The sequence below is a fragment of the Gilliamella sp. Occ3-1 genome (assembly GCF_001690655.1).
Lineage (GTDB): Bacteria > Pseudomonadota > Gammaproteobacteria > Enterobacterales > Orbaceae > Gilliamella > Gilliamella apicola_P.
The window spans coordinates 1-17,708 of the sequence record NZ_LZHQ01000029.1 but is presented as its reverse complement, the minus strand read 5'-3'; the positions used below and the strand labels follow the sequence as shown (position 1 = coordinate 17,708).

The 17,708-nt window shown below is 33.5% G+C and carries 19 protein-coding genes, 2 tRNA genes and 1 pseudogene; 15 read left to right on the top strand and 7 right to left on the bottom strand.

The window, feature by feature from the left end; genetic code table 11:
• Positions 1-51: 51 nt before the first annotated feature.
• From rplT to thrS, 4 genes are all read right to left on the bottom strand, one after another.
• Complete coding sequence (rplT, locus tag A9G43_RS08975) at positions 52-405, bottom strand: 50S ribosomal protein L20 (RefSeq protein WP_024496189.1); 354 nt, start codon at positions 403-405, stop codon at positions 52-54.
• Between the two features lie 30 nt (positions 406-435).
• Positions 436-633, bottom strand: coding sequence for a 50S ribosomal protein L35 (gene rpmI, locus A9G43_RS08970; protein WP_034913143.1), 198 nt, complete (start codon positions 631-633; stop codon positions 436-438).
• Between the two features lie 85 nt (positions 634-718).
• Positions 719-1,258, bottom strand: coding sequence for a translation initiation factor IF-3 (infC, locus tag A9G43_RS08965; RefSeq protein ID WP_065560275.1), 540 nt, complete (start codon positions 1,256-1,258; stop codon positions 719-721).
• A gap of 27 nt (positions 1,259-1,285) precedes the next feature.
• Positions 1,286-3,211, bottom strand: coding sequence for a threonine--tRNA ligase (thrS, locus tag A9G43_RS08960; RefSeq protein WP_065608436.1), 1,926 nt, complete (start codon positions 3,209-3,211; stop codon positions 1,286-1,288).
• A gap of 242 nt (positions 3,212-3,453) precedes the next feature.
• Here thrS and A9G43_RS08955 point away from each other — a divergent pair, with 242 nt between their 5' ends.
• Positions 3,454-3,903: a YaiI/YqxD family protein gene (locus A9G43_RS08955; RefSeq protein WP_065560286.1), complete on the top strand. Its 450-nt coding sequence runs from the start codon at positions 3,454-3,456 to the stop codon at positions 3,901-3,903.
• A gap of 41 nt (positions 3,904-3,944) precedes the next feature.
• Here A9G43_RS08955 and recO read toward each other — a convergent pair whose 3' ends face one another.
• The gene (gene recO / locus A9G43_RS08950) at positions 3,945-4,637 is read right to left on the bottom strand and encodes a DNA repair protein RecO (RefSeq protein WP_065608434.1); all 693 of its coding nucleotides are present in this window, start codon (positions 4,635-4,637) and stop codon (positions 3,945-3,947) included.
• A gap of 156 nt (positions 4,638-4,793) precedes the next feature.
• Between recO and A9G43_RS08945 the strand changes: the two genes are divergently transcribed.
• The 14 genes from A9G43_RS08945 to A9G43_RS08880 all read left to right on the top strand — a co-directional run bounded on the left by A9G43_RS08945 (position 4,794) and on the right by A9G43_RS08880 (position 16,578).
• Complete coding sequence (locus tag A9G43_RS08945) at positions 4,794-6,425, top strand: Na+/H+ antiporter (protein WP_065608432.1); 1,632 nt, start codon at positions 4,794-4,796, stop codon at positions 6,423-6,425.
• Between the two features lie 21 nt (positions 6,426-6,446).
• Positions 6,447-6,932, top strand: coding sequence for a ubiquinone anaerobic biosynthesis accessory factor UbiT (gene ubiT, locus A9G43_RS08940; RefSeq protein ID WP_065608454.1), 486 nt, complete (start codon positions 6,447-6,449; stop codon positions 6,930-6,932).
• A 213-nt stretch (positions 6,933-7,145) separates the two neighbouring features.
• A complete protein-coding gene (gene sbcB / locus A9G43_RS08935) occupies positions 7,146-8,591 on the top strand; it encodes an exodeoxyribonuclease I (RefSeq protein WP_065608429.1) in 1,446 nt (481 codons plus the stop codon).
• 87 nt (positions 8,592-8,678) lie between these two features.
• Positions 8,679-9,134, top strand: coding sequence for a CidA/LrgA family protein (locus A9G43_RS08930; RefSeq protein ID WP_081296801.1), 456 nt, complete (start codon positions 8,679-8,681; stop codon positions 9,132-9,134).
• Positions 9,131-9,820 carry a CidB/LrgB family autolysis modulator gene (locus A9G43_RS08925; protein WP_065608427.1) on the top strand — a complete coding sequence of 230 codons (690 nt, stop codon included), beginning with the start codon at positions 9,131-9,133 and terminating at the stop codon, positions 9,818-9,820. Before A9G43_RS08930 ends, A9G43_RS08925 begins: the two co-directional genes overlap by 4 nt.
• 1 nt (position 9,821) lies before the next feature.
• Positions 9,822-10,469 carry an ElyC/SanA/YdcF family protein gene (locus tag A9G43_RS08920; protein WP_081297232.1) on the top strand — a complete coding sequence of 216 codons (648 nt, stop codon included), beginning with the start codon at positions 9,822-9,824 and terminating at the stop codon, positions 10,467-10,469.
• A gap of 162 nt (positions 10,470-10,631) precedes the next feature.
• The gene (gene artP, locus A9G43_RS08915; protein ID WP_065560281.1) at positions 10,632-11,360 is read left to right on the top strand and encodes an arginine ABC transporter ATP-binding protein ArtP; all 729 of its coding nucleotides are present in this window, start codon (positions 10,632-10,634) and stop codon (positions 11,358-11,360) included.
• Positions 11,361-11,383: 23 nt separating this feature from the next.
• The gene (locus A9G43_RS08910) at positions 11,384-12,118 is read left to right on the top strand and encodes a transporter substrate-binding domain-containing protein (protein WP_065560282.1); all 735 of its coding nucleotides are present in this window, start codon (positions 11,384-11,386) and stop codon (positions 12,116-12,118) included.
• A 129-nt stretch (positions 12,119-12,247) separates the two neighbouring features.
• Positions 12,248-12,976 (top strand): arginine ABC transporter permease ArtQ, encoded by a 729-nt coding sequence (artQ, locus tag A9G43_RS08905; RefSeq protein WP_065560289.1) that lies wholly within the window; start codon positions 12,248-12,250, stop codon positions 12,974-12,976.
• A 12-nt stretch (positions 12,977-12,988) separates the two neighbouring features.
• Positions 12,989-13,666, top strand: coding sequence for an arginine ABC transporter permease ArtM (gene artM / locus A9G43_RS08900; RefSeq protein ID WP_065560283.1), 678 nt, complete (start codon positions 12,989-12,991; stop codon positions 13,664-13,666).
• Between the two features lies 1 nt (position 13,667).
• A complete protein-coding gene (gene uvrC, locus A9G43_RS08895; protein ID WP_065575175.1) occupies positions 13,668-15,503 on the top strand; it encodes an excinuclease ABC subunit UvrC in 1,836 nt (611 codons plus the stop codon).
• A gap of 108 nt (positions 15,504-15,611) precedes the next feature.
• Entirely contained in the window at positions 15,612-16,163 is a 552-nt protein-coding gene (gene pgsA, locus A9G43_RS08890; protein WP_034913104.1) for a CDP-diacylglycerol--glycerol-3-phosphate 3-phosphatidyltransferase, read from the top strand.
• A gap of 239 nt (positions 16,164-16,402) precedes the next feature.
• Positions 16,403-16,490: transfer RNA gene (locus tag A9G43_RS08885), tRNA-Leu, on the top strand.
• A gap of 12 nt (positions 16,491-16,502) precedes the next feature.
• Positions 16,503-16,578, top strand: a tRNA-Gly gene (locus A9G43_RS08880).
• Positions 16,579-17,065: 487 nt separating this feature from the next.
• Here A9G43_RS08880 and A9G43_RS08875 read toward each other — a convergent pair.
• Together A9G43_RS08875 and A9G43_RS08870 are read right to left on the bottom strand one after the other, a co-directional pair.
• A pseudogene (locus A9G43_RS08875) lies at positions 17,066-17,252 on the bottom strand (transposase); the annotation flags it as partial.
• A 223-nt stretch (positions 17,253-17,475) separates the two neighbouring features.
• A partial coding sequence (locus A9G43_RS08870) for an integrase core domain-containing protein (protein ID WP_141674057.1) occupies positions 17,476-17,708 on the bottom strand: 233 nt, incomplete at its 5' end.

Here is a 17,708-nt window from a genome sequence, read left to right as displayed (position 1 = left end):
ATATTAAAATTGAATGATAAAAGCCGAGATAACTCGGCTTTTATAAAGCTATTATAGTGCTGCTTTTGCTTTTTCAACTAATGCAGCAAATGCATTTTTGTCAAATACAGCAATATCAGCTAAGATCTTACGATCAATTTCAATTGACGCTTTCTTTAAACCATTGATAAATCGGCTATAAGAAAGACCGCATTGACGAGCTGCAGCATTGATACGAACAATCCATAATTGACGGAATTGACGTTTACGTTGGCGACGGTCACGGTAAGCATATTGTCCAGCTTTAATTACAGCTTGGAAAGCAACACGATATACACGTGAACGAGCTCCATAATAACCTTTTGCTTGTTTTAAAATTTTCTTGTGACGTGCACGAGCAATAACACCACGTTTAACACGAGCCATAAACTATATCCTCTAATAATTAATCAAAACTTAAACGTATGGAACACACGCAGTAACTAAACCTAAATCGCCTTTTGACACAGTAGTCAAACCACGTAAATGACGTTTACGCTTAGTTGATTTTTTAGTTAGGATATGACTCTTGTTAGCTTGCTTATGCTTAAAGCCACCAGAAGCTGTTTTTTTAAAGCGCTTTGCTGCGCCTTTTACAGTTTTAATTTTAGGCATTTTATTAATTTCCACTTCGCATTGTTAATAAAAACAAAATAATGGTGTAGTTTTCAATAGTATCAAAATCTAGCTTGTTGAACCATTATTTCTTCTTCGGCGCTAGCACCATAATCATTTGTCGACCTTCAATCTTAGTTGGATAAGATTCAATAACCGCCAAATCAGCTAAATCCTTTTTAATACGATCAAGCATTTCAGAACCTAACTGTTGGTGAGCCATTTCACGACCACGAAAACGTAACGTTACTTTAGCTTTATCGCCATCTTCAAGAAAGCGAATCAGGCTGCGGAGTTTTACCTGATAGTCGCCTTCGTCTGTACCAGGTCGGAACTTAATTTCCTTAACCTGAACAACCTTTTGCTTCTTCTTCTGCTCTTTTGTTGCTTTACTCTTTTCATAGAGGAACTTGCCATAATCCATAATTCGACAAACAGGTGGCTCTGCATTAGGGCTTATTTCAACTAAATCTAAAGTTGCTTCTTCAGCTTGTTTTAAAGCTTCATCTAAGCTTACTATACCGAGCTGCTCACCATCGACGCCGGTTAACCTCACCTCACGAGCTGTAATTTCATCATTGATTTTATGTGCTCGTGTTGACTGAATTCGTTTACTGACTTTAATATCTCATTCCTCCAAATTAATTTATCATTAATTCATTTGTTCTAATGAACGACTATGAATTTCGTTAAGCAACAATTCTATAACATGTTTCACTTCAAAGCTACCAAGATCTTTACTTTGACGAGTTCGAACTGAAATTGTTCCTGATTCCATTTCTTTGTCTCCACAAACAAACATATAAGGAACACGTTTTAGAGTATGCTCGCGAATTTTAAACCCTATTTTCTCATTTCTCAAGTCCGCTTTTGCTCTAATGCCAACTTTTTGTAATTGTGCGGTTAATTGTTTGGCATATTCAGCTTGATTATCGGTAATGTTAATTACTGCAACTTGCAATGGAGCAAGCCAAGTAGGGAAAAAACCTGCACAGTTTTCAGTCAAGATACCCATAAAACGCTCCATAGAACCTAAAATAGCTCTATGAATCATAACTGGGACATGACGTTCATTATCTTCACCTACATAAGTCGCATCTAAACGTTCAGGTAGCATAAAATCAAGCTGAACTGTACCGCATTGCCATGCTCTACCTAAACAGTCATGCAAGGTAAATTCTATTTTTGGGCCATAAAAAGCGCCTTCACCTGGTAAATATTCGAATTCAATGCCATTTTCTGTTAAACATTCAGCTAAATCTTTTTCAGCAAGATCCCAAGTTTCATCCTTACCAATTCGTTTTTCAGGACGGGTTGATAACTTAACAGTAATATCATTAAAACCGAAAGTACTATAAGTATCATAAACCATTTTGATACAGCTATTTACTTCACTGCGAATTTGATCTTCAGTACAAAAGATATGTGCATCATCTTGTGTAAAACCTCGAACGCGCATCAAACCATGTAAAGATCCTGAAGGTTCATTACGATGGCAACTACCAAATTCCGCCATACGTAATGGTAAATCACGATAAGATTTTAAGCCTTGATTAAAAATTTGTACATGTCCTGGACAGTTCATTGGTTTAATACAATATTCACGATTTTCAGAAGAAGTAACAAACATTAACTCTTTATAATTACCCCAGTGACCTGTTTTTTCCCACAAAACACGATCCATCATAAATGGACCTTTTACTTCTTGATAATCGTATTCTTTCAATTTAGTGCGAACAAAAACCTCAAGTTCACGGAAAATAATCCAACCATCATTATGCCAAAACACCATACCAGGTGCCTCTTCTTGCATATGATAAAGATCTAGTTGCTTACCAATTTTGCGATGATCTCGTTTAGCGGCTTCTTCTAAAAATTGTAAATAGCTATCAAGTTGTTTTTTATCTGCCCATGCTGTTCCATAAATACGTTGTAACATTTTATTATCACTGTTACCGCGCCAATAAGCTCCAGCAATTTTTTGCAATTTAAAATGATGGCAAAAACGCATATTAGGTACATGTGGTCCACGACACATATCAATATATTCTTCGTGATGATAAAGAGCTGGTTTTGAATCTTTTGGAATATTTTCATCTAAAATAGCAATTTTGTATGGTTCATGTCGCTCCCAAAAAACTTCTCTAGCGCGCTCCCAACTAGCCACTTCTTTTTTTACTTCATAATTTTTTTTAGCCAACTCATGCATGCGTTTTTCTAGTGCATCAAGGTCTTCCTGAGTTAAAGAGTGATCTAAATCAACATCATAATAAAAACCATTATCAATTGTTGGACCAATAGCCATTTGTGTATTAGGCCATAGTTGTTTAATTGCGTGACCCAATAAATGTGCACAAGAATGACGAATAATTTCGAGTCCATCTTCATCTTTGGCTGTAATGATGGCTAATGTTGCATCTTGATCAATGACATCACAGGCATCTTTACGCTCGCCATTTACACGCCCAGCTATACAAGCTTTAGCAAGACCTGCTCCAATACTTTGAGCAACTTCTAAAACAGTAACGGGTTTATCGAATTGACGTTGGCTTCCGTCAGGAAGAGTAATAATTGGCATAACAAATCCTTATAACAGTGGTGCGCCACACGAAAGCGCACTTGCTTACTTAAAAAATAGGTCGAATATACTACCACTTATCATCTGGATTTAAAATAGAAAGAATCATATTAATATGAAGCTTAATAAATATACTAAAACACATAGTTACCGGAAACTTTTTTACAAATAAATGGTTATTTTTGTATAACAAAGATTATAATCATTAACTAATAAAAGTTTATAATATGAACACATATGCTATGAATATTTGGATTGATGCTGATGCCTGCCCTAACCCAATTAAAGAGATTTTATATCGAGTTGCAAATCGAAAAGCAATAAATACAACATTAATTGCAAATCAATGTTTAACTATCCCTTTGTCACCTTATATTAAAACTTTATTAGTTGAAAAAGGATTTGATGTAGCAGATAGAAAAATAATTGAGTCGGTTCAAAAAAATGATTTAGTTATTACCTCAGACATTCCACTTGCATCCGAAGTTTTAAATAAAAATGCATTAGTGCTCACGCCACGAGGTGAACAATATACACTAGATACAATTAAAGAACGATTAATTATGAGAGATTTTATGGAAACCATGCGAGCAAGTGGAATACAATCTAAAGGTTCAGCTCCATTTTCCAGCAAAGACCGAGAAAAATTTGCTAATCAGCTTGATATATTACTTAATTCAACATCGAAATGAATTTAATAACTCTTTTAAATCGAGCAGCCAAATTAGCAAAACTAAATTTTTAGAAATAGCTCTCTGCTTTTGAATGGTTTTGATCCTACATAAGGTTTCAACGCCATCCTAGTAAAGCGTTTAGCTGCTTTTAACGTATCGATATTATCAAATTGACGTTTTCCTAAAGCTAAAACCTGCTCGCCAGTAAAGCTGATACTATTTTGTAATAAACTACTGATAAATCCTTTTTCCGATTGATATTGATAATGCATCGATTTAACAATGTCATCGCCAGTTACAGAGCAGTGAAAAAAATCAACGTGATATCCTAAATTTTCTAATAACGATAATTCAAAAGCTCGCAATACATTTTCAGCTGGAACCTGTTGTGCTAATTGTTGCAGACTTTTTAGATAATCATCAAAAAGAGTTAGCATTTCTACTTCTGCAACTAAAACTCGATGTAATAGTTCATTTAAATAAAATGCGCTATACAAAAAAACAGATACCAATGGCAATGTAAGCGACATAGCTTCAACTTTACGCAATGTTTTTATTTCACCTTGGCCTGAATATTGCACAATAAGTGGAGTAAAAGGTTGTAACATACCCTTCAAGGCTGAACTCTTTCTTCTAGCTCCTTTAGCTAATGCCTTTATTTTTCCGACATTCTCAACAAACAGATCGACTAATAAGCTGCTTTCAGTATAAGAGCGAGTATGTAGTATAAATGCTCTTTGCCAACTTTCCATTCAAAATACCTTTCAATCACACCACTGTTTTCTGATTAATAAATTGTATCTGACCAAAATTTAGATAAATCTATGAAATTTTCAACTGAAATTTAACTAAAGATCCGATATAATCAATGCAAACAATAGGATTATAGGATAAATAAAAGAGAAGCTATGGATCTTTTTTCAATAATTTTACTACTAGTATTAATTGTATCACTTTCTGGCGTCGTTATTAAAATGTTACCGATACAAATCCCATTGCCTCTAATGCAAATATTATTAGGTTGTATATTGGCTGCCTTTGGTGTTTATGTCAAATTTGACCCAGAGTTATTTCTTGTTTTATTCATTCCACCTTTACTCTTTGCCGATGGGCGTAAAACATCAGTAAAAGATTTTGTGCACAATGTTAGAGAAATTGTTGGGCTAGCGCTAGTTTTAGTTGTAATAACAATTGTAGCTGTTGGTTATTTACTTTATTGGATGTTACCAAAAGGAATCGATCTAGCAGCAACATTTGCATTGGCTGCTGTATTATCGCCAACTGATGCCGTAGCATTAAGTGGAATTGTTGGTAAAGGCCGTATCGAAAAAGAAAAGATGGAAATCATCGAAGGTGAAGCACTGATGAATGATGCTTCAGGTTTGGTTTCTTTAAAATTTGCTATTGCTATTGCCGTCGGTGATGCAGTATTTAACATCTTTGATATTAGTGTGCAATTTTTTGTAGTTGCTATTGGTGGATTAGTTATCGGTGTCTTATTTACTTGGTTATATGCACGTATTTTACGTAAAATAAATAAGCTTACTCACAATGACCCTGCAATTCAAATAGTATTACTATTTTTACTACCATTTGCCGCTTATATTATTGCTGAGGAATGTCATTGTTCTGGTATTTTAGCTGCAGTAAGTGCAGGTATGACAGTGAACCATTCTGGTATGATGAGAAATGCACCTTTAACAGCACGTTTGCAATCAGATAGTACATGGTCAATGTTAACCTTTGTGTTTAATGGTTTTGTATTTGTTTTATTAGGTATTCAGTTACCAAGCATTTTTAATAATACTTTTGCAGAAAACCAAATCGATACATCAATTGAAGTATGGCAATTATGTTTAATTGTTTTATTTGTTTTTGTTGTATTGATGGGAACTCGATTTGCTTGGTTATGGTCAATGAAACATATGCCAACGATGCCTTTTGGAACTAAGAGACCTCTTGCATTTAGAGCATACTCAACCAGAGATCTTTTAATTTCAACATTTGCTGGCGTTAGAGGCGCTATTACTCTAGCTGGTGTATTATCCATTACAACGACAATTAATGGACGTTATCAATTGGTCTTTATTGCGACAGGCATCATTTTAATCTCATTGATTGCAGCGGTGATAATCTTACCTATCTTATTACGAGGTAGTGTAATTTTAGATAATTCTGAACAAAAAAATGAAATTTTATCAGTTAAAGGCCAAATGGCAGAAGAAGCGATTATCAGTCTTGAAAAAATGCAAAATAATTTATTACAAGAAACTTCTGAATCTGGCTTAGATCAAGAAATTATACATGAAATTGGTTCTCGTGTTATTGGTTCATTAAGACGCCGAACTGGACTTAAAGATTTAGAACAAAAAGCACTAGAGGCTGAAAACTTAGAAAGACGTATGCGTCTAGTTGCAATTGGTGCAGAACGTACAGCTTTACTACAAATGAAAGTTCGTAATGAAGTGAGTGAAGAGGTTTTTGAGCATTTGAATACCGACTTGGATATTTATGAAAAAATGATTTCTGGGGATGCATAAATGATTGGAGCAAAAAGCCAAATTTTAAACAAAATTCATTCACAGTTTGTTAATAAAGCGCCCCATATTTTGGGGCTTACCTTACGATACATTCCTTTTAATGTCAAAAAACAAACCATAGAGCAATTATTGAAATTACAATTTGAACATTCTCTAGAAGATGGTGAACTGGATTTTTTAGAAAATCGTTGGCTTAAAATTCAAGTTACTGATCTGGAACTTGTGTGGTTTGTTAGTTTAATCGATAACAAATTAGTTGTTAGCCGAGAAGAAATTGCTGATGTAAGCTTTATAGGTAATGCTAATGATTTGATTATGATAGCAACTAGACGACAAGATCCCGATACGCTATTTTTTCAACGTCGTTTGATTGTTGAAGGTGATACTGAATTAGGGTTATATGTAAAAAACTTAATGGATTCTATAGAGTTGGAAGCTATGCCAAAATTTTTAAGGCTAACACTTGAAAAATTAGCCGACATTATCGAAAGTGCACCAACCAATTAAGAATAAATTATACTCATTTTAAATCATTCAAAATGTTTATTCTGTGTAATGATAGATTTCATTGAAAATTTTGAATTGATTAATTTCTATCTTGTAAATAATAGATTATTCTAACCCCCCATATAAAATGGGGAAAAGAAGCTGATTATTTTGAGTATATATAATGAAATTTATGAGTTTCTTTACAGAAAACATAAAATATATGGTTACAAAATGAAAAATAACCAAGAACAGCCAACTTTTTACTTCCACGATTATGAAACATTTGGAACTCATCCTGCATTAGATCGCCCTGCTCAATTTGCTGGAATTCGAACTGATGAGAATTTTAATATTATTGAAGATCCTTTGGTTATATATTGTTGTCAAGCTCAAGACTATCTACCCAATCCAGAAGCGGTACTAATTACTGGCATAACACCTCAAGAAACTAATAACAAAGGAGTTTGTGAAGCTGAATTTACTCGACAAATTCATCAGGCTTTTAGCAAACCTAATACTTGTATTTTAGGATATAACAATATTCGTTTTGATGATGAAGTAACGCGTAATCTTTTATATCGTAATTTTTATGACCCTTATACTTATTGTTGGCAACACAACAATTCTAGATGGGATCTACTTGATGTAGTTCGTACTTGTTATGCGCTAAGACCAGAAGGAATTAATTGGCCAACTAATGATGAAGGACTACCAAGTTTTCGTTTAGAACATCTAACAAAAGCAAATAACATTAAGCATGAACATGCACATGATGCAATGTCTGATGTTTATGCAACTATAGCAATGGCTAAATTAATAAAAGAAAAACAACCTAAACTGTTTAATTATTTTTTCTCATTACGTAAAAAAAATAAAGTTGCTGAACTTATTGATACAGTTAATATGACACCAATAGTTCATGTATCAGGCATGTTAGGTAGCCATCGTGGTAATCTATCTTTAGTTTCACCTATAATTTGGCATCCAGTACAAAATAGTGCCGCTGTTATTTGCGATTTAACTGGAGATATAGATCTCTTAATCGATCTCCCCGTTGAGCAAATAAAGGAAAGGCTCTACACCAAAACTGAAGATCTACAATTTGGTGAATCACGAATACCTTTAAAATTGATTCATACCAATAAATCTCCTATTATTGCACCATTAAAGACATTATTACCTGAAAATGCTGAACGGTTTAACATTGATATAGAGCAATGTTTAATAAACCAACATAAATTGTTAGAAAATCAAAATTTATTACAAAATAAAATGCAGACGTTATTTAATATTGATAATAATAGTCCCATTAATACTATTAACGCTGATGTTGATGCTCAAATTTATGGAAAATTTCTAAATAACCAAGATAAGTTACGCTGCGAGACTATTCGAACAACTCCAATCCATCTATTAGGTAGTTTATCATTAACGTTTGATGATCCTCGTTTACCAACACTATTTTTTCGTTATAAAGCGCGAAATTACCCACAAACATTAACAGAGCATGAACAGATTATTTGGAAAGATTACTGTCGTGATAAACTCACCCCCCCAAAAATTCAAGATTACTTATTAGTATTAGAACAATATGCTGAAACTTATATTCACCAACCAGAAAAACTAGCAATAATTAAACAACTTTATCATTACTGCCATTATTTAGTTGGTAATTAATTTTGACGAGCGTATCATATAAACAAATAACTTTATGTCACACTAGCACCGTCATAATTTATAATTAAGATTAATAGCATTTACGTTATGAAACATTTTCTAGCTAAGCACGCCACCATCAGACATAGACTATATTCTTTATACTATACACTTTTTAGTTATGGTCGTGGATTGGTCATATTAACTCTTTGTTTATGGGTGGGTAATATTATTTCTAAAATATTACCTATAATGATTCCTGGCAGTATTATTGGTTTATTGATCCTGTTCTTCTTACTTGCATTTCAGTTAATTCCCACTTGCTGGATCAAAAATAGCTGTAATCTATTCATGCGTTACATGACATTGTTATTTATTCCTGCAGCAATGGGGATTATGGATAATTATTCACTTTTATTACAAAATTGGGTTCCGATTATATTTGGCTGTGTAGGTGGTTCTCTTATTGTATTGATTCTAACTGCATTTTTAACGGAACAATGTCATAAAGTCGCAGCAAAAAATTCAATTTCATCACCAAAAGGTGAGGTCAATCAGCCATGATATGGATGCTACCATTAACACTTTTTGTTTTCTTCATTATTAGAAAAATATCATTTAAAATAAAAAATCCGTTATTTAATCCCCTAGTGATTACGGTCATAGTATTAATTCCAATTTTACTGATAACAAATACCAGCTATACACAATACGTTGACAACGTACAAATCATTAATGACCTATTGCCTTATTCTGTTGTTGCTCTCGCCTATCCTTTATATGAACTTATCCCCCAAATTAAAGCTCGTTGGAAGTCAATAATGATTATTACTTTTACCGCATCGCTTGCTTCAATGATAACCGGTGTTTGTATTGTATTTTGGTTAGGTGGAAGTATTGAGATTGCTGCATCTGTGCTACCTAAATCTGTTACTACTGCCATTGCAGTAACAATTGCAAGTAATCAAGATGGTGTACCGTCAATAGCTGCATTATGCGTGATATTAGTTGGAACATTAGGCGGTATATTTGGACATCAAATATTAAATTTAGTAAAAATAAAATCAGCACCAGCAAGAGGATTAGCTATCGGTGCTGTTTCACATGCTGTCGGCACTGCCCGTTGTATTGAAGTTGATTATAACGAAGGTGCGTATAGTTCGTTATCATTAGTTTTATGTGGTGTTATGACCTCATTGACAGCACCTTTTTTATTTCCAATAATGGTATTTATTTTTAACTGGTTTTAGCATGAAATTAAAAAAGCTTATTGCTTATATTGCTAGTTTCTGCTTGATTTTAATAACTGCTATTGTAGGTTTAGATTATTGGATCAGCTATAAAACAGCTCCTTATATTTATCATGATGAAAACAAACTTCCTTACCGGACTATTGGTGTTGTACTTGGAACATCGAAATATGTTCGAGGAGGAGGTTTAAATGATTTTTATCGTAATCGTATTGATGGAGCAATTGATCTTTATTGGCAAAACAAAGTTGATTATTTATTATTAAGTGGTGATAACGCTCTTTTAAGCTACAACGAACCAATTACTATGAAGAAGGATTTGATAAAAGCTGGAATTCCTAGCGATGTGATCGTTTTGGATTATGCAGGTTTTAGAACTTTCGATTCAGTGGTTCGTGCCAATAAAGTATTTGATGCAAATAATTTTACTATTATCACTCAAGAGTTTCATTGCGAACGAGCCATTTTTATTGCCCTTGCTCAAGACATACAAGCACAATGTTTTGCTGTGCCCTCCCCTAAAAATATGAAGTTAGTCCGTATCCGCGAAATGTTTGCGCGTGTTAGTGCATTTATTGATCTTTATATTCTAAAAAAAGAACCTAGATATCTTGGCCCTGTAATTCCTATTTTATCTAATGCTCAATAACCATCCTAAATAACAAAAGATTGTAAAAACTTTCAGGAAAGTGCATCTTTAAGTATAAAAACCAGACAAAAGAGAACTTGTCTAATAAATTAGATTGCATTTTTATGCAGGAAAAAGTAATATTTAATCAAATTTAGCATCAAGAAAAATGTATAACTAACAATGAATATTGAATTAAACCATATTAACTGTTTTTATGGTAAACATCAGGCTTTAAATGATGTTTCACTCTGTTATCCACTTGGTGAAACCATTGTTTTACTTGGTCAAAGTGGAGCAGGAAAAAGCTCTTTATTAAAAGTATTTAATTTACTTGAAATACCTAAATCAGGGCAGATGACTATTGCTAACACCCATTTTGATTTTTCTGAAAAAATCAGTGAATCAACAATTAGACATCTCCGTAAAAATGTAGGCATGGTATTTCAAAACTATAATTTATGGCCGCATTTGACGGTACTAGAAAATTTGATTGAAGCACCTTGCCAAGTATTAAAGTTATCTAAAAAAGAAGCTTGCGATAAAGCAATGGCGATATTACAAAGATTGCAAATTGATGATATGGCACAACGCTACCCGCTTCACCTCTCAGGTGGACAACAGCAACGTGTAGCTATTGCTAGAGCGTTAATGATGGAACCTCAAATATTATTATTCGATGAACCTACAGCAGCATTAGATCCAGCAATTACATCGCAAATTGCCGAAATTATCAATGAGCTATCTCAAACAGGTATTACACAAATTATAGTTACGCATGAAGTTGATTTTGCACGCAAAATTGCTTCACAAGTAATTTATATGGAGCAAGGTAAAATCATTGAGCGAGGACAACTCGAATGTTTTGCTCATCCTAAAACTGAAGAGTTTAAAGCTTATTTGTCACATTAATTAAAATAAAATTAGGTGGATATATGAAAAAAACGTTACTAGCCATTTGTCTTGCAGGAACTGCTTTTGTAGCTCAAGCAGCAGACACCTTAACAATCGGAACAGAAGCAACTTATGCGCCTTTTGAATTTACTAATGAAAAAAATGAAATCATCGGCTTTGATATTGATGTGATTAATAAGATTTGTGATGAAATAAAAGTTTCATGCAAAATTGTCAATCAATCATTTGATGGTTTAATTCCTAGCTTAAAAACTCGTCGAATTGATGCCGCTATAGCCGGAATTGATATTACGCCAGAACGACAAAAACAAGTTGATTTTACTAAAATTTATTATGATGATAGCTCAATCCAATTTGTTACATTGAAAGATACATTGACTAGTCTCGATCAACTAAAAGGTAAACGAGTTGGTCTACAAAAAGGAACAACTTATCCTAAATATTTAAGTGATAAATTCCCAGATATGAAAGCGGTTAGCTATGATAGTTATCAGTACGCTATTTTAGATTTAAAAGCGAAGAGAATTGATGCAATAGTTTCAAGCTCAATCGTAGCTGGCGAATGGCTAGGCAAAGAGGCAGATATTGTTGCTTTAAGCGATAAAATCACTGACCACGACTATTTTGGTGAAGGTTTAGGAATTGCTATCCGTAAGGGTAACGAAAAATTACTTAACCAATTTGATCAAGCAATAGATAAATTAAAAGCTAACGGTGAGTTAGATGCTATCTATAAAAAATGGTTTAATAAATAAACTATATTTTTAAATAAATACAATGATAATCTCGCCGCATTATCTTGCGGCGAATTTATTTTTTAAATTAACCTTGGTTTTTTTATGTTTGATTTTTTTGCAAATAAAATGATATGGATCTCATCGTTAATGGATGGGTATATTTTGCCGCTTATACAAGCAACAGGTATCACATTATCATTGGCCTTTGTATCATTAATTATCGGAATTGTTTTCGCTTTAATTTTCTCAATACTAGAATCTGTTCCATTTAAACCCGTTGCGTGGGCAATGTCCTTATTTAACTTAACAATTCGCGCGTTACCTGAATTATTAATTGTGGTAGCTATTTATAACGGATTACCACTATTATTAATATTATTAAATGATGGTTTCACAATCGATCTTTATTATTTGTCGTTGACGATACAATTAGATATTCAAGATTTTAATATTAGTCCTTTTTTATGCGGTGTTGCAGCACTATCACTTTTATACGCTGTTTATGCCTCTCAAACGTTACGCGGTGCATTTAAAGCAATTTCTAACGGACAAAAACAAGCAGCTCAAGTACTTGGGTTAAGTAAATCACGCACGTTTCTTCGTATTATAATGCCACAAATGTGGCGTCATGCCTTGCCTGGATTAAGTAATCAGTGGTTAATTTTGTTAAAAGACACCGCATTAGTTTCAGCAATTGCAATTGATGATTTAATGATGCAAACCAAAACTATCATCGCGCGAACCAACCAACCTTTTTTATGGTATTTTGTTGCAATGATCATTTATCTAATTATCTCAATTTTAAGTCAAAAGGTTATAACGCGTATTGAAAAACGCTCAACCTATTTTGAACAACCTACATCAGCGAAAAGTTAGTAAGGCCGTATTATGTCTGATAATTTTATTCATTACCTTAACATCATTGCCCAAGGTTTACCCGATACATTAAGTTTAGGTATTTTGGGTATTTTATCTGCTGGATTGATTGCTGCTTGTCTATCATGCATATTGTCATTAAATCACTTTATATTAAATAAAGTTATACGCACATATGTCATTATATTTACAGGTACACCTTTACTAGTACAACTTTTACTAATTTATTATGGGCCATCACAATTTAGAGATATTTTAATCAAAATACCGACGTTTTATAACATTATTTCTTCGCCTTGGTTTTGTGCCTATTTAACATTAACACTCAATAGTGCCGCCTATACAACTCAAATTTTTTATGGTTCATTAAAAGCCTTACCTAAAGGACAGTGGCAAGCTTGTGAAGCACTTGGCATGAATAAAAAACAAACTTTAAAAGTTGTTTTGCCTTATGCATTAAAAAGAGCCCTTTCGACTTATTCAAATGAAGTTGTCTTTGTAGTAAAAGGCACAGCATTAGCGTCAATGATTCCTGTTATGGATGTTATGGGCTACAGCAATGAATTGAATGCGGATTATTATGATTTCACTATTTTTATTGCTGCTGGGTTAATATATCTCTTGATAAATGGTTTACTTAGCACCATTATGAGGATTATAGAGAAAAAAGCCCTCAAATTTGAAAACTAATATGAGCCAATTTGATTCAGCATCTTTTTTAAAAACAGTTCCACATAAGCCAGGAATTTATCAAATGTTTAATGATAAACAGACGATTATTTATGTGGGAAAGGCTAAAGATCTTAATAATCGCTTAAAAAGTTATTTTAATAATAGTAAAAAAACGCTAAAAACGGATATGCTCGTTAGTCATATCCATCATATTGAATTTACAATTACCAATACCGAAACCGAAGCCTTACTGCTTGAACAGACTTATATTAAAAAGTATCAACCCCGATACAATGTACTGTTAAAAGATGACAAAAGTTACCCTTTTATAAAGTTAAGCAAAGAACAACATCCGCAATTGTCTCTTTATCGTGGTGCGGTCAATCGAAAAAAAGATGAATTTTTTGGCCCTTATCCAAGTGGATATGCAGTAAAGCAAATATTAGCTTTATTACAAAAAACATTTCCAATAAGACAGTGTTTAAATTCAACCTATCGCAACCGAACTCGCCCCTGCCTACAATATCAAATTAAACGTTGCTTAGGGCCTTGTGTGTCTGGATTAGTCAGTGATGAAGATTACCTAGAACAAGTTAACTATGTTAGATTATTTTTATCTGGTCAATCAGATCAGATAATACAAAAAATAACTGAAGATATGCAAAAAGCTAGTAGCGAACTCAACTTTGAAAAAGCAGCGGTTTTGCGTGATCAACTTCAAGCAATAAAACACATTAATGAAAAACAAGCAATATACAATAATAATGATAATCTTGATGTTATTGGATTCCATTATGAATTAGGATTAGCTTGTATCTATGTACTGTTTATTCGGAATGGGCAAACTTTTGGTCATCGATCATACTTTCCTAAAGTACCATCAAATACAGAACTAGAAGAAGTTATAGAAACTTTTTTAGGACAATTTTATCTACAAGGTAACCAGAATAGAAATATTCCGAGAAAAATTTTACTCAATTTTTCATTATCAGATAAACAACCAATGGAAGAGACACTGTCACTTATTGCAGAGCATCAAGTTAAACTCATTGATGAACCTAAAGGAGATAATCTTAAATTACTCAATATTGCAACAGTAAACGCTCAAACTGAAGTTAAAAATAAGCTATTAGAAAATTCCACAATAAAACAACGATATGACGCATTAAAATCTTTTTTGGGAATCGATAAAATTAACCGAATGGAATGTTTTGATATCAGCCACTTTATGGGTAAAAACACGATTGCATCTTGTGTTGTATTTGATGATAAAGGACCTGTTAAATCTGAATTCCGTCGTTATAATATTACTGGTATCACACCTGGCGATGATTATGCGGCAATGGAACAAGTCTTAACGCGCCGTTACAGTAAAAAAGAACTACCCGATGAAAAAGTTCCTGATATTATTTTTATTGACGGTGGTAAAGGGCAACTTAATCAAGCTCTAAAGGTATTTGAACAATTAGAGGTAAATTGGAACAAAAATCATCCTATACTAATTGGTGTTGCTAAAGGAGCTGATCGTAAAGAAGGATTAGAAACCCTCTTTTTTGAAGCTCATGGTACAGGACATTATCTTGATGATCATTCCCCTGCACTATTACTCATTCAGCAAATAAGAAATGCATCACATGATCATGCTATTGTTGGTCAACGTAAAAAAGGGACAAAACAATTAACCGACAGCGCCTTAGAACATATTGAAGGTATTGGCGCTAAAAGGCGTCAAGCACTACTGAAACATTTTGGTGGATTAAGAGAGTTAAAAAATGCCAGTATTGATGAAATAGCGCAAGTACAAGGTATATCAAAACAATTAGCTGAAAAAATTTATCTAAATTTACAACAATAACCCATTGAAAAAATAACATATTTCAGGCAACATAATCATTAAGAAAATACTGTTTTTTATTAATCTATAATGCATTGATTAATAAAATAAAAAAAGAGCTTTTGTCACATGAAAATTAATTTTCCAACATTTTTAACACTATTTCGAGTTATTTTAATTCCTTTTTTTGTGCTGGCATTTTATTTGTTCCCTCATGAATGGTCTGGTTTTTTCTCTGCATTAATTTTTTTAATTGCGGCCGTGACTGATGTATTAGATGGTTATCTTGCTCGCCGCCTAGGACAGACAACCAAGTTTGGCGCATTTTTAGATCCAGTCGCCGACAAAATCATAGTAACAATAGCGCTTGTTTTAATTACACAATATTATCAATCATGGTGGATCTCAATCCCTGCAATTATTATTGTTTCACGAGAAATTATAATATCGGCCTTACGGGAATGGATGGCTGAAATTGGTAAACGTAACAATGTAGCTGTTTCGTCAATTGGGAAAATCAAAACGATAGCACAAATGACAGCATTAACTTGGCTACTTTGGCGTCCTTGTGACATTGTTATTTACGCAGGTCTTGCAGCATTGTTTATTGCAACAGTATTAACGCTATTATCAATGTTGCAATATTTATGGATAGCACATAGCGATTTATTAGAAGAATAATAACTTTTAGTTAATATTTCTACCTAAGCATGTTTTTATTCGAGTAATTTTGTTGATAAATTCTAGTAAACAAAATTACTCATCCCCTTCAAAATCAACCAATAACTTCTATTTAAATTGTTAATCAGTCAAACATTGAGCAATTAAACGATTTATTTAAAATTTTTATTGACTGAAACCATAAGATCGGTAAAATGCACAGCATTCAAAACAAATTACTTTTTAGTAATTAATTTTGAGCCCGGGTGGTGAAATCGGTAGACACAAGGGATTTAAAATCCCTCGGCCTTTTTGGCCGTGCGAGTTCAAGTCTCGCCCCGGGCACCACTTCTTACCTATGCGGGAATAGCTCAGTTGGTAGAGCACGACCTTGCCAAGGTCGGGGTCGCGAGTTCGAACCTCGTTTCCCGCTCCAGTTCATGATGTATAACGCTGTAATGAAATATACAACTTGTAGTATATTCCTTTTGGAATCACTCAATAAATACTATTTTCCATTCTATTAAAAAGAACAAAAAATTTGGGTAACTAATAACCTTTCCGGGCATCGTGGATGAATGCGTTTTTTTCGCTTTATCCTGAGATTAAGCTTTAACTCACAATACACCCGTTTATGATTCCATTTATAGCCGAGTTTTTTGATACGATTAAAGCATTTAGGAAAGCCACAGCGTAAATGCCGGTCAGTGATAGCACTCAACACCGAAATAATCACTGAATCATCCTGTAACTTAGGTTGATATTAGTAAGCACAACGGCTTAAGCCAACAATGGCACAACTCATAGCAATACTAACCGATTGATTTTGTTGTGGTTGATGTGCCCACGTTTTACGTGCCTTTGTGGGCACTAAAGCTTTTTTATGATTTCTTCCTGAAGCTGGGATTTTAAGCTCAGTTCGTCAAACATCTGCTTAAGCTTGCGGTTTTCAGCCTCCAGCTCCTTTAAGCGTTTGATATCCGAAGTTTCCATTCCGCCGTATTTTTCTCGCCATTTATAAAAAATTGAATTACCCATGCCATATTTACGGCACAGCTCTTTAACGGGAAGACCAGCTTCAGCTTCTTGATGTTCAGTCATTTTTTTCATATATCATAGAGAATTTTCTACTTTTTTGCTGTACTATTTTAGGAGATAGTTACAATTTGAATTCGATACTAAATTTTTTGACCATGATATTTGTCTCCTATGATTTTATTTATATCATAGAGGTCACTTTTGTCCATTTTTTTGGCTAGGATCAAAGTTAGAATGAAAAATTAATATAAAAAATGTAAATACCCCAAACTTAATACACAACTCACGTAGAAAATTAAGCTGCCTGTTTTAATGTTTTATACTCGATCGGCGTCATATTATTTAGTGCTTCATGAGGCCTTTCGGTGTTATAAATCGTTAACCATTCTTCGGTTATTCTCCTTGCTTGCGCTAGGTTGTTAAAAAGATATAAATCTAACACTTCAGTTCGATAAGTCCGATTAAATCGTTCAATGTAACCATTTTGATAAGGGCTACCGGGTTTGATGTAATCTATAGTTATACCAT